Annotated in this window: 7 protein-coding genes; 1 reads left to right on the forward strand and 6 read right to left on the reverse strand. The window is 63.0% G+C overall.

Annotated elements, in window-relative coordinates; genetic code table 11:
- The first annotated feature begins 263 nt into the window (after positions 1–263).
- On the forward strand, positions 264–1016 hold the full coding sequence (locus tag NKH19_RS31770; RefSeq protein WP_352873665.1) for a GGDEF domain-containing protein: 753 nt from the start codon (positions 264–266) through the stop codon (positions 1014–1016).
- Between the two features lie 175 nt (positions 1017–1191).
- Here the strand turns inward: NKH19_RS31770 and NKH19_RS31775 are convergent, their stop codons facing one another.
- The 6 genes from NKH19_RS31775 to NKH19_RS31800 all read right to left on the reverse strand — a co-directional run.
- A complete protein-coding gene (locus NKH19_RS31775) occupies positions 1192–2718 on the reverse strand; it encodes an HlyD family type I secretion periplasmic adaptor subunit (RefSeq protein ID WP_352873666.1) in 1527 nt (508 codons plus the stop codon).
- A 4-nt stretch (positions 2719–2722) separates the two neighbouring features.
- Positions 2723–4474 carry a type I secretion system permease/ATPase gene (locus NKH19_RS31780; protein ID WP_352983680.1) on the reverse strand — a complete coding sequence of 584 codons (1752 nt, stop codon included), beginning with the start codon at positions 4472–4474 and terminating at the stop codon, positions 2723–2725.
- A gap of 71 nt (positions 4475–4545) precedes the next feature.
- Entirely contained in the window at positions 4546–8175 is a 3630-nt protein-coding gene (locus NKH19_RS31785; protein WP_352873669.1) for a DUF5801 repeats-in-toxin domain-containing protein, read from the reverse strand.
- A gap of 362 nt (positions 8176–8537) precedes the next feature.
- Positions 8538–9887 (reverse strand): HlyD family type I secretion periplasmic adaptor subunit, encoded by a 1350-nt coding sequence (locus NKH19_RS31790; protein WP_352873670.1) that lies wholly within the window; start codon positions 9885–9887, stop codon positions 8538–8540.
- Positions 9884–11665 carry a type I secretion system permease/ATPase gene (locus tag NKH19_RS31795; protein ID WP_352873673.1) on the reverse strand — a complete coding sequence of 594 codons (1782 nt, stop codon included), beginning with the start codon at positions 11663–11665 and terminating at the stop codon, positions 9884–9886. The genes NKH19_RS31790 and NKH19_RS31795 overlap by 4 nt, the downstream gene beginning before the upstream one ends.
- 130 nt (positions 11666–11795) lie before the next feature.
- Positions 11796–13669 (reverse strand): DUF5801 repeats-in-toxin domain-containing protein (locus NKH19_RS31800; RefSeq protein WP_502911090.1); only part of this gene is annotated, 1874 nt, incomplete at its 5' end.

Here is a 13669-nt window from a genome sequence, read left to right on the forward strand (position 1 = left end):
ACCGCCCCCGGGCCCCCTTTCCCCTCACCCCGCCCCCCCATAAACAATAAATCTTCTCCGGCCTCCGCGCTTTAGGTCTTTGTTTTTATGCATGTCGTTTTCCCAAAACCGAGGTCACTTTTGGGCGACATGCATTGGGAGCGAACCATTTCGTCCGCAGCCTTTCATGGGGTCATCGCGCAATCGATTAAATTGCAAGGTTCCTTGAAACTGAAATTGCAACACACCGGCCTTATACAAGCCCATCCACAGGAGATCGGCCAGTGACAAAGACAACGGCGACCACCACCGCCCAGGGATGGAAAGGCGTCGCTTGGCTGACCTTTCTGGGAACCATGGGAATCCTGGCCTTTTCCGTCGGCCTCAACTATCTGCTGCTGTTCTCGGAGGCGCTGACACCATTTGGGCGCAGTATGATCACGGCGATCCTGCTGCCTGTTATCCTCGGCGTTCCGCTTTTTCTGTTCGTCGGATTGAAGCAGATCGAGGTCCGCCGCTATCGCCGGGAACTCGACAAGTCGGCAACCTTCGACACCACGACAGGCTGCCTGAACGGAGCGGTGTTCACGTCGATGGTCGAACGAAGAACAGCAAGGCCATCGGCGCCGGGTCCCAAATCGGGCGCCTTCCTGGTCATCCATTCGGAAGATTTGCGGTCCATCAACCTGCGCTTTGGCCTTGAATGGGGCGACGAGGCCTTGCGGCTGGTCGCCTCGACCATACGATCGTCGGTGCGCGCGGAGGATCTGGTTGGACGTATAGGGGCTTCGATGTTCGGGGTCTTCCTCTCGGGCGCCACCGAAGCGGAAGCCAGCGAAATCGGCGAGCGTATCCGGTCGCGTATCGCGCAAGTCTATTTCGCACCAAAAGGGACCGAGGATGCGCTGAGCGTCAAAGTCGGCGGCGTGATATTCGAAAACGAGGTGGAGTTCGAGGACATGTTCCGGTCCGCCGAGCAACGCATGGCCGGCGTCCGGGATGGAGCCGCGCTTGAATTGACGCATCTCCACAGCTGACAATCGTCGGGCGTCGGCGCGAGGGTTATTCAAAGCCCGGGGAAATGCCAGATGCAGCGGCCGTAGGGGCTAAAGCGTGCCGCGTCTGAACGGATTCAGGCGACCCGCCTAGTTAGGTCATTGTTTCTATACATGTCGTTCTCCCAAAACCGAGGTCACTTTTGGGCGACCTGCATCAATGCTCCCTGAACCCGCGATTGAGCGAGTCGCGAACCGGCGCCAGCATGTAGTCGAGCAGCGTGTGCTCGCCGGTCAGGATCATGACTTCCGCCGGCATGCCGGGCGACAGATGGACGTCGTGCAGCTTTTCCAGGTCGGCGGTATCGACTTTGACCTTGGCGAGAAAATAAGGCTCTCCGGTCCTCTCGTCCGTTAGCCGGTCCGCCGACACCGAGGTTAGCAAGCCATGGATCTGCGGCAGGTGCCTGGTCGGATAGGCCGACAGCACCACGCGGGCCGGCATGTCGGGATGCACCATGTCGATATCGGCCGGCTTGATCCTGGAATCGATGACAAGATTGGGCTCGTTAGGAACGATATCGAGAAGCGCCTGGCCGCTTGAAATCACACCGGATTCGGTCGTCACGCGCAGGTTCATCACCGTTCCCGCGATCGGCGCGGCAATGTCGGTCCTGGTCAGCACATCCTGGCGTGAGGGCAGCTGGCTGCGCAGTTCGGCCAGGTCGCCGCGCACCTTGGCAAGGTCCTCATTGGCGCTCTCGCTGTCCTGCTGGCGTAGATTGAGCAGCTGCAGATTGGTCTCGCCGATCTGCTGCTCGTTGCGCGCGACCTGCGACCGGTTCGACGCCTGGTTGGCCCGGATGTCGGCCTGGGCTCGCTGCAGAGCCAGGATTCGCGGCAGGCGCTCCAGTCCCTTCTTGTAGAGCACCGTCGCGGAACCGATCTCCTGGTCGATCAGGCCGAGCTGCTCGCCTTGCGCCGCGATCACTTCCCTCGATCCCGTGATCTGTTCTTCTATCTGCGCTATGCGCTTGTTGAGGATCTGCTCGCGACCTTCGCGGGTCGCGAGGCGGCTGTTGAGCAGCGCCTGCTCCTCGACAACCACCTTTCGGGCGATCTCGCTGTCGATCGACGTCAGCTCTTTGGGAAAGATGATCTGGTCTTGCTTGGCAAGTTCCGCAAGCAGGCGCGCCTCGGCTGCCAGGAGACGGATGTAGCGCCCCTGCAGCTCGTCGTAGCGGCCCTGTGCGTCGGTCGTCTTCATGCTGATCAGGATCTGGCCGGCACTGACCTTGTCGCCCTCCCGCACATGGATAGCCCCGATGATGCCGCCCTCCAGATGCTGGACCGTCTTGCGGTAGCCTTCCGGGCTGACGACGCCGTTGGCGACGACGGCGCTTGCCAGGAGCGCCACGCTTGACCAGACCGCGATGCCGCCGACAAAACCGATCGCCGAGACGTAGCCCAGCATGCGCGCCGGCCGCGTACGCTGCTTCAGATCGCACTTGCTGGCGCGAAATGCATGCGATCGCCGCCGGAAGAAGTTGGCAAGGATAGGCAGAAGCAGCGCGGCTGCCGCTGCCGCCACCGCGATACGTGCAGGCAGGCCCAGCCCGTCGAACCAGCTCGAGGCCGCGCCCGTCAGATCTCCGAGAGCGATGGTCAGCTTGTCCACCATGTCGCGCAGGCTGACCATCAGCAGGTCCAGCATCGTCGACAGATCGCCAAATCGATCGTCCATGGGTTCACTCCACTGCCTTCAGCTGTGCCGGCACATTGGCGGCGATCTTGTCCCGCACGGATGCCGGCACGGCGATGCGCTTGGCCTGACCGGCCAGAGCGCCGAGCACCTCGTCGCGCGTGCCGAACATCGAGATGCAGCCGTCCTGGAGCAAGACGACACGATCGGCGGTGCGCAAAAGGTTGGTCTGGTGGCTGATGAGGATAACGGTGCGGCCTTGTTCCTTCAGATGTCGAAGCACGTTGAACAATGCCATCTCGCCGTCGCCGTCGAGGCCGGTGTTCGGCTCGTCGAGCACCACCAGCGCCGGATCGCCGAACAGCGCCCGGGCCAGCGCGATGCGCTGACGTTGGCCGCGCGATATCCGAGCTCCACGTGACCCGACCTCGGTCTGGTAACCGTTCGGCAGCCGCAGGATCATCTCGTGGATGCCGGCAAGCTGCGCCGCGGCGACGACCGCGCCGCTGTCGACGTCGCGCAGGCGTGCAATGTTCTCGGCGATCGTGCCGGGGAACAGCTCGACCTGCTGCGGCAGATAGCCGATATGCATGCCCAGCTGGTCGGATGGCCAGCTCGATACCTCCGCACCGTCCAGTCTGACATGGCCGAGCGACGGACGCAGCGTTCCGACAATGAGGCGGCAAAGCGTGGTCTTGCCGGAACCCGACGAGCCGATCACGCCGCAGGTCTCGCCCGCCTCGACACTGAAGGCCACCCGGTTCAAGAGGGCCTGCGGCGCTCCCGGCGCATAGTAGTTCAGGTTCTCGAGCCTCAGCCGCCCTTGCGGGCGCGGCAGCTTCACGCAGGCGTTTTGCATCGACCCGGTGTCGGCGAAAAGCCGCATCAGGTTGCGGCGTGCCGTGCGGGCGGTAACCAGGCCGCGCCAGGCGCCGATCGAGCGTTCTATCGGCGCCAGCGCCCGGCTCAGCAGGATCGAGGCGGCAATCATCGATCCCGCGGTCAGTTCGCCATGCAGGACAAAATAGGCGCCAAGCCCCAACACCGCCACCTGAAGCGCCAGCCGGAGCGAGCGCGACAGGCTGCCGATGGTCGTTGTGCGCCCGAGCAGTTGCGCCTGGATTTCCATCAACGACTGCTGCCTTTCCCCCCAGCGCCGCAGCGCCGGCTCGGACATGCCGAGTGAGCGCAGCGTCTCGGCGCCATCGATGTATTGACCGGCCGCGGCCTGGTTTCGACGCAGCCCCGCCGCCGCTTCCTGGCCCCTGTGACGGGTGAGGAAATCATTGGCGAGCGCGCCGCAGAACAAAAGGATCGCTCCGGCAATTCCGACCAGGCCCAATGCCGGGTGCAGAAGCCACATGAACATCAGGAAGACGGGCGTCCACGGCGCATCGAGAAAGGTCAGCATGCCGTCACCGCCAACGAAACCGCGCAGATCCGACACATCCTTCAGGCCGGCCTCGACGCCGTTGCCGCCCACGAGGCGAGCCTCCATGGCGCGCTCGATCACAGGAACACTCAGCTGGTCGTCGAGCCATTGGCTGATATGCCCGAGGATCATCCGGCGGGCCTGTTCCAGCAGGCCATAGACGGCGATCGCGCCGATCACCGCCACGGTCAGCCACATCAGCGTGTCGATCGAGCCGCTCGACAGCACCCGGTCGTAGATCTGCAGCATGTAGACGGTGCTGGCCAGCAGCAGAATATTGGCCAGCAGGCTGAAGAGGAGCAGGGCGGGTGCCTGGCGCCGTGCCAGATGCATCACGTCCTGGAACTGCGGTCTTGGCTGCGTCACGGTAGCCCCCGGGGTTCAATGCTTTGTAGTGTCCGGCCGAGCGTCGAGTCTGGCGTCCGGCCGGTGTCGTGTCAGGCAATGCCGTCGTCGAAGACACCGGTGCCGTCGACGCCGACCGAGAAGTTGGCGAACGCATCGGCGGTACCGCCGTCGACGTCGCTGTCGTAGTCGGTGATCTGGACAGCGAAGTCGAACGATTGGTCCGGCGTGTCCTGCCCTTGCAGCAGGTTGAAGCCGCCAATGTCGAACTTGCCGGCGACAGCCTCGATGTCGGCCACGTCGTGCCCGGTTTCGGTGTCGAACTCGACCGTGTATTTGGCGCCGAGGCCGGACACCCGCGCGCTGTAGATGCCGGTGGAGACCAAGTTGAAGGTGACGCTGTCCGTCAGATTAATGTCGAACGTCTTCTCATAGACACCGTCCAGATTGCTGTCCGTCCAGCTTTCGACCAGGTCCCCGTTGGCATCGAGCACCCTGACCCCGGTGATGTTGACCGCGGTGGCGTCGGCTATGGGATCCAGGGCAAAGGCGCGGGCCTCTGCATCGGTGTCGACCTGGCCAAGGATGGCGTTGTCGATGTCGTAGGCGAAGATGTCCATCGTCGCCAACGTATTGCCCTGCACCTGCGAGATCTCCACGGAAGCAGAGGTCACCTCGGTCGTGCCCTGGAAGCCGATGGTGTCGGCATCGTCGGCCGTTTTCTGCGTCAGCCCGCCAGTGACCCCGGCGACCGAATCGTCGTCGGGATTGTCGAGATAGACGAAGAATGCGCCGTCGTGCGGATCGAACATCTGGTTGCCGATGCCGATCGTCACCGGTCCGCCGCCCTTGGAGGTGTTGATGGTGTCGCTGGCATTGGCGCCGCTGGTGACATAGGTTCCATCGGCCTTGAGCTGCACGTCGGAACCGATCACCAGTAGAGCGGTGCCGTCGAGATCCGCCTTGTCGGCGGCGATGACGCCGAACAGGTTCTGGCCCGATGGCAGGTCGCTGAAGTCAAACGAGGTGAAGGCCGGCGGCGGATTCTCGTGGACGGTGAAGGTATACTCGCCGCTGCCGTCCTGATCGAGCACGATGTCGTAGACCAGCGTGCCGAGCGTGGCGTCCGAGTAATAGTCGATCGTCGTCTTGTCAGGCGACAGCACCGCCGTGAGGGTCGGGAAGACGTTGGTCGGCGTCGTATAGTCGGTGAAGGTGTAGGTCTTGGTGCCGTCGCCCGACAGGTTGTCGGCGGTGTTCTCGTCGGCGCCGATGATGCCGTTCAGCGAGTTGCTGACGAAATCGCCGGCCGCGAAGTCGACAACGCCGCTCAATATCTGCGCGCTGATCACCGGCACGTCGTTTTCGACATTGATGACGAAGGCATTGATGTCAGGCGTCACCGTGTCGCCGTCGGCATCCGTCGCCACCAGCATCGACGACAGGTCGAGCGCCAGGGTACCGGCATCGCCGCTGGCGGCTGCGTGGTCGATCTGGTCCTGAAGGTCAAAGGTGTAGCCGCCGGTTGCGGCCAGCGCCAGCGTGAACACGATGCGATCGCCAGTCCCGTCATTGGCGGTGGCGGTCAGCAGATCGCCCGTCCCGTTGACGCTGTAGGTGATCGTGTCGCCCTTCGAGGTCAGGTTCTGGCTCACCAGGCCGGACGTGTCCGTCGACAGGCTGAAGGTCGCCGGCGCGTCGGTTCCGGACGACACAAGGGTCGCCACCGTTCCGCTGGTTTCGTCCTGATTGAGTAGTAGAACGTTATCGTCGTTGCCGTCTGAGGAATCGCCGTCTGCCCTCGCCAGGTCGTCCTCCGCCACCGTCGCCGATACCGGCTCTCCGGTCGCAGTCGGGCCGTCGTCCCTGATCTGCACCTTGTCGCCGATGGCGATGCTGGTGCTGTCGGGGTCGCCGTCGCCGTCAACGGTGTCGACCACCGCCAGCAGCGCGCCGTCGTTCATCGTCAGCACATCGTCGGGGTCGCTGGCGTCCGGATGAGCGATCGCGACATATTGCGCGACGCTGAGGATGCCGGTTGTCGCGTCGAGCGAGATGGCGATGGCCACCGCGTCGGTGTTGTCGACGCTGCCATCGTCGAGGGTATCGACCCGGCCGACGACGAGGTCGCCCTCGAGATTGAGCAGGATTTTGTGCCCGTCCAGCGTTCCGAAGCCGGAATCGGCATTCGGGCCGCTGACGTTGAGCGACAGCGTTTCGCTGCCGGGTCCGTCAGTGCCGAAGTCCGAATTGGCTGTGACCACCGCCGAGGCACTGGCTGCCCAGCCGAGCACAGTCCCGAGCGCGGTAAAGTCGGCAGGCGGGACGCCGGACTGGTCGTCTGAACTCGGGTCGACGCCCGCCGTCTCGTCATGCAGCACCGTGACTGTTGTGTCGGTCAATGCCGCCGTCGGGCCGTCGTCCTCGAAGCGAATCTTGTCGCCGATGTCGACATGCTCGACCACGCCTTGCGTCAATCCGAACTGGCCGATGTCGAATTTGCCCTCGACGTCCTCGACGAGGACCTGGTTGTGATCGGTCGCGGTCGTCCATTCGACCTTGTCGCCGGCGCCGAGGCCCGCGATCTCGACCTTGTCGTGGACGCCGGCCAGGTTCGAAACCGTGATGCCGTCCTGAGTGCCGTCGGCGCTGAAGGTGTAAACGGTCCCGTCGGCGGTCACCGTGATGGACGTGATGTCGATCACGTCGCCGGTTCCGAGCGCGGTGTCGAAATCGGCGCCGTCGGCGTTGGGAGCCAGAAAGGCTTCGATCGTCAGCGTTGCGTCCGTATTGCCCTGGATTTGCGAAATGACAAGGAAGCCACCGGTAACATCGAGTGTGCCGCCGAACTGCACGTTGTCGAGGTCGTCCGCTTCATTCTGATCGAGGCCGCCGACAACGCCCGACAGATAGTTGGGGTCCGGATCGGTGACATAGGTGAAGTAGGCGCCTTCACCTGCATCGAACATCTGGTTGTTGATGCCGATCGTGACGGTGCCGCCGCCTTGCGACGTGTTGATCGTGTCGCTGGAATTGGTGAAGGTGTTGTCGGCCTTCAGGTCGATATCGCGACCGATGACCACGATGGCGGCGTCGGCGTCGCCGACCGTGCCGAACAGGTTTTGCCCCGAGGGCAGAGTGTCGAAGTTGAACACCTTTGGCGAAGTTATCGCGACATCGATAAGGCCGCTGAGATTGACGGGATCGTCGGGATTTGTCGTATCGGGGTTGTCGATGGCTTCGAACTGCACCATGGAGATGGTGACGTCCGATCCACTGGTCGTGATGTAGGCGGCAAAGACCACGTCTCCCGACGCGTCGACGCCAAACACCAGGTTATCGCCAAGCCCGCTGGCGCTGTCGATGCAGAGATAGATAGCCTCGCCGTCGAGCGTCGTGAAACTGGTCGCGACCGTGGTGGGTGGGGGACCGCCGCTGACTACGTCGTAGACGGGCAGTGCACTGCCGTCATCCTGGACGAATCCTTCCAGGGTGGAGCCGCCGCTCAGCGTGGCCACGGTATTGGTCGCCGCACCGTTCGTGGTGGAGAAACTGCTGCTCAGCCCGAGGTCGGTGAAGAGACGGGTGGAGAATGTGGCATCCAGTGACGTCACAAGGATATCGTTGTCGTTGTTGTCCTCGATGCCGGGGATTGCAACGTTGGTGTTCTGCAGTCCGGAAGATTCGTCCAGCGTGACGGAATCGGTGATGGTAATTGCCATGATCGTTGTCCCCTTGGGGTTAGATTCTAACGATCCACACATCCGATAGCCCCGGGGTGCACCTGCCAGTGTGCACTCCGGTCGCGTCCTGGATGAGCGGCCCTCATACGCCATTATGTCGCCAGTGAAGAGGACGCGTCCATTCTCAGTTCGATAGTATTGGGGTCAATGCCCATACCTGATCGAACGATGTACATCGTTCGATAGATCAAGCCGCGACAGGCGCTTGCGGGGTAACCGCGCTGGTTGTGATATGCTTCCGGCGCGGTCTTGGCTGCGTCGCGGAAAGCCCCCGTGCGATGTTTTCGGTTGTGCCCGGCCGGGGCGTCCAGACTGGCGCCCGGCCGTTGGGCGGCCTACGATTATTTTTCCCGCATGGCCCGGCGGAAGTTCTGCGTGATCGGCTCGGCGAGGTAGGAAAGCACGGTGCGGGCACCTGTCCGGATCATCGTCTCGCTCGACATGCCAGGCAGCAGCTTGCGGCCCTCCAGCTTGGCGAGTTCGCTCTTGTCGATCAAAACGGTCGCGGCGAAATACGGTGCCCCGCTGCGCTCCTCCACCATGCGGTCGGCCGACACGATCTCCACGACGCCCTCGAGCGGCGGCAGGTTGTAGCGGGCAAAGGCCGGGAAGCTGACGCGCGCGGGCTGCCCGGGGGCGATCGTCTCGACGTCCTCTGGTTTGACCATGGCCTCGACCACGAGTTGCTGTCCGAGCGGCACGACCGTCATCAATGTCTCGCCGGGTTTCACGACACCGCCCGCCGTATGGACCTTCAGATCCATGACGATGCCGTCAACCGGTGCGACGACATTGGTACGGTTAAGCACGTCCCTGGCGGAGCGCTCCTGCTGTCCGAGATCGAACAACTCCGCCTCGACCTTGCTCAACTCATCGACGGCCTCGTTCAGCCGCACCGTGTCGAGGTTCAAGACTTGCATGTCGATCTCGGCCATGGCGCTTCTGGCACGAGCGATTGCCGCGACGTTGGTGGCGCGCTCCCCCTCCATTGCCCGCTGTTGTCGTCTGAGCAACAGGTTCCGTTCGCGGGTGGTCAGCCCCTTCTTGAGTAGGCTCTCAAGGTCCTTGCTTTCACCCTCGATCGCCTCGATCTGCTTGTCTTCGGTGACGATGAGCTCCTCCAGTCCCTTTACCTCATCCTCGGTCTGGTGACGGCGCTGGCTGAGAATTTCCCGCTCGTCCGTCAGATTGTGGTGCTTTGCCGCGAACACGTCACGCTGTGCGGCCACCGAGTCCTTCACGGCCTTGGCGGGGTTTGCGAGCAACGCCGGGTCAAACCCGATCTCGGCCTTGCCGTCGCGCTCGGCCCTGAGACGCGCGGCCAGCGCTTCACGCGTCGCTATCCGGTTCTGGACCAGGTCAAGCTGCGCCTTCGCCTGTGTGTCATCGAGGCGGATGAGGACCTTGCCCGCCTTGACGATATCACCATTGGCGGCGTTCAACTCCGCGATGATGCCGCCCTCGAGATGCTGGATGAGCTTGCGGTCGCCGGCGACCTTGACAACGCCCGGTGCGACCGCGGCGCTGTCCAGGGGTGCCAGGGCCGCCCAGCCCCCGGCCACGCCGAAGAACAGGAACATGATCGCGAATCCGGTGAACGTCACGCCGGCCAGACGCAGGGGTACCGGTTCCAAAAGGGAGGGCGGCGCGACGGGTAATGGCACAACGTTCAATGCTGGGGAGCGGGTCATGCTTCCTTGACCTCTTTGCTGTCGTTGACTTCCTTGACCACTTCGAGGGTAGGCAGTTGGGTTACCTTTGGCATCTGGGTCACCTTGCGGGCGCGGCTGGCGAGTTCGCTGAACACGGCGTCGCGAGGCCCGAAAAGGTCCTGTGCGCCGTGGCTAAGGACCAGCACCTTGTCAACCTTTTCCAGAATGCTTGGCCGGTGCGAAATCAAGATCAGGGTCGTACCTGCCGCCTTGAGCCCGCCGATGACTGTAGCCAGTGCTTGCTCTCCCTCATGGTCGAGATTGGAGTTAGGCTCGTCGAGGACAAGGAACGCCGGGTCGCCGTAGAGGGCTCGCGCCAGCCCGATGCGCTGGCGTTGCCCGCCGGACAGTGCTGCACCACCTTCACCGATCTCGGTGGCGTAGCCCTTCGGCAACCCCTTGATGAGTTCGTGGACGCCGGCCAACTGCGCGGCCTTGACCACATTGTTGAAGACCGCAGGGTTGAGCGACGCAAACCGGGCGATGTTCTCGGAGACGGTGCCGGCGAAGAGCTCGATGTCCTGTGGCAAATAGCCGACGTGTCGACCCCTGTCCTCGGCCGCCCATTCGACAATGCTCATGCCGTCAAGCAAGGCACGCCCTCCGGTCGGACGCCAGGCGCCGGCAAGGATTCGCGCCAGGCTTGTCTTGCCGGCGCCGCTCGGGCCGATCAACGCCATCGCTTCGCCAGGCTTGAGCTGGAAGCTGACGCCCTTCAGGATCGGTTCGCCGCCCTGACGGGCAAGCACAAGGTTGTCGGCCTCGAACCTGCCTTTGGGTCGTGGCAGTGGCAGAACCGGCGTGGCCTCCTGACGCTGTCCGGCGACCGCGGTGAGACGCCGGTAAGCGGCACGCGCTCCGACCGTCGCCTTCCACGTGGCGATCGCTTGCTCGACAGGGGCCAACGCACGGCCCATCAGGATCGAGGCGGAGATCATGATGCCGGGTGAAGCCTCGTTTTTCAGCACCAGGTAAGCGCCGAGGCCGAGGATGGCCATCTGCAGGGCCAGGCGGTGGCAACGAGCGATGGCCGCAATGACGCCGCCCCGGTTGGCGGCAAGAACCTGTCCTTTGTTTGCCTCGTCCTGATGCGCCTTCCAGCCCTCCAGCAGGGGCTTCAGCATGCCCATAGCCTGGACGACCTCGGCGTTGCGGATCGCTGCCTCTGCCTGTGTGTATGCCCGCGATTGAGCGCTTGTGGCCTCGGTCAACGGCTTGCGTGTGATGTATTCGTTCAGCAAAGCGAGTGCGAACAGCACGAGCCCGCCGCAAAGAGCCAGCCAGCCCAGCCAAGGATGCATGAGGAAGATAGCGGCGAAGAAGATCGGTGCCCAGGGCGCGTCGAGGATCGGGAAGATGCTCGGGCTGGTCAAGAAATTCCGCACCTGGTCGAGGTCGCGCAGTGGTCGCGCGTTGATCTGGCCTGGGGCAGAAGCGGCGTATTCCACCGATGCGGTCAGGAGAACTGGGCCCAACCTTGCGTTCATCCATGACCCGACCTTGGCCAACAGACGCCCGCGTACCACTTCCAGCCCCGCGAGTGTCCCGAGCGCCGCCAGCGCCATCAGCGACAGCATCACCAGCGTCTCCAGGCTATGGCTGCCGAGTACGCGGTGGTAGACCTGCAGCATATAAAACGCCCCGGTCAGCATCAGCACGTTGATGCCGCCGCTGAACCAGATTAGCGGCCGGATGGCGCGTCTGGCCTCTTTCATCACCACCTGCAGGGCAGGTGGCTGTGGATTTGCCGTTTTCATCGTTTTCATTATCTCTGGACTGTGTGCGGGTCATAGCGGGATGGTAATTGGCGACAAAGACCGGCCCACAGCAGGTGGGGGCCGGTCTGCCGGTTGGGGGGCAGTGTTAACCGCCCCCCAAGTGCGTTGCTCAGATGACGTCCACTAAAATGTGTTGGATGGTGGTCGTGTCACCGTCGGCGTCCTGCAACTGGACGCCGAAGTCGAGGTGCGCCTGTGGTGTCGTGGTCTGCGTCGAGGTGAAGCCGAGGTCCACGATCTTCAGCACGTCGTTGTCCGTTGCGTCCCAGTTTTGTAGAGCGAAGGTCGTGCTACCACCATCAGAGCCCGTCGCCCGCTGCAGGTCGATCGCCGTGGTGTTGCCGGTGATCCCGTTGCCGGATTGCATGATCTGGGCACCTTGAATCACCCAGTTCTCGTTGGCACCGTTGTAGTCGTTCCTCTCGATGATCACGAGCCCGTCGTTGTTGTCGAGCGGGAAGTCGGCGGCGTAGGCGTCAGGCACCTGCCCTGTCTTGAAGATGTCGGCGTTCGAGATGTAGATCGCCTTCGTGGTGTGTCCGACACCGTCGGCGCCGACGAGGTCGAGGATGACCATCAGGTCCTCGCTGTTGCCGATACCGTCGAACTTGATGGCCATGTCGTTGGCCGTCTGGTTCGGGGTGATGATCTCGCTGGCGATAGTGGGGCTGTGGTCGAAGAACCGCAGCGTCAGCAACTCGCCTTTCTGGATGGTGTCACCAGCAACCCCGTTCGTGCTCTGGGTGGCTGATACCCAATCCTCGTGGTTGTTGGTGACCAAATCGCCGATATTCCATGCGGTGTCGCTGGGGGTCGCGTCGTCGCTGTCCCCGGTCGTGTTAAGACCGAACTTGATGGTGTTGGTTGTCGAGTTCGCCGTGAACTGCACGAAGAAGTCCTCGTCGTTCGGATCCGACGTTTTAGTCGCGTCGAAGAGCTTCTCCACCACGATGTTCGGGTGGCCGACGTTGCTCGTGGGCTCCTTGGATAGGAGTTCACTGGTGTGCAGGATGTCTTTGGTGAAGCCCTCCAGCGCGTCGTTCAAGGTGATGGTGTAGGTGTCGGCATCCTTGTTGAAGACGAGGGTGCCACCCGCCGTGGCCGGCGGATCCACTGCACTGTTCGGGTCGCTGTCGTATGTGATTTGCCAGTTGAACGTTGCCTGGTGGGCGTCTTCTCCCGGCTGGAGCGTCGCGTACGAACTGATGAACGGGGTCTCCGTGTTGGGCACAAGACCGGTGAGGTTACCAAACAGGCTGAGCTGGATGCCGTTCAAAGGGTCGCCATCCTGATCGACAAAGTCGGAACCCCCAGCCCCATAGAATGCGGCCGAGTGAGAATCTGCACCGATGGAGTATCCGAAGTCTCCGACGGCTGAGGAGGGGTTGACGTTGGCCAAAATCTCGTGGGTTCCGATAAGCGGGTCTCCGGTGAGGTTGTTCCGGTCACCGTCGAACGGTTTCGTAATCGTCGGCGTGTCGTCGTCGACATTGATCGTCAGCGAGCCGGGCGCCGTGTCGCCGTCATGGTCGGTGGTCGTGTAGCCGACCGTGAACGCCACGTCGTTCTCGTTGGCGCCCGCCGGATGGTCGATGGCATGCAGCTGGGCGACCGTGTAGGCGCCGGCCGTCGTATCCGACAGCGACACCGATACCACCGCCACCGCGACACCGTTCTGGATCTGGCTGATCGTCAGCACCGTGCCGTTAGCGTTGAGCGCCTGGATGAAGTCGCCGTTCACCGCCGACGAGGTCGGCAGGCCAGCACCGCTCAGCAGCGTCGAGCCGGCGCCGTCGGCGCCATAGCTGTGCAGCAGCGTCCCGGTCAGGTTGGCGGTGTCGGGATTGACATCGCCGGTACCGTCGGCATTGCCGCCAAGCGCGTCGTCGTCGAGCTGGACGGCCGCGTTGGCCGACACCGTCGGCGTGTCGTCGTCGACATTGATCGTCAGCGAGCCGGGTACCGTGTCGCCGTCATGGTCGG

This window comes from Mesorhizobium sp. M1338, assembly GCF_040318045.1.
Classification (GTDB): Bacteria; Pseudomonadota; Alphaproteobacteria; order Rhizobiales; family Rhizobiaceae; genus Mesorhizobium.

Bases quoted from the DNA above. Each gene is read 5' to 3' on its own strand.
- NKH19_RS31795 (WP_352873673.1), bottom strand. From the start codon at position 11,665: ATGAAAACGGCAAATCCACAGCCACCTGCCCTGCAGGTGGTGATGAAA.
- NKH19_RS31775 (WP_352873666.1), bottom strand. From the start codon at position 2,718: ATGGACGATCGATTTGGCGATCTGTCGACGATGCTGGACCTGCTGATG.
- NKH19_RS31790 (WP_352873670.1), bottom strand. From the start codon at position 9,887: ATGACCCGCTCCCCAGCATTGAACGTTGTGCCATTACCCGTCGCGCCG.
- NKH19_RS31785 (WP_352873669.1), bottom strand. From the start codon at position 8,175: ATGGCAATTACCATCACCGATTCCGTCACGCTGGACGAATCTTCCGGA.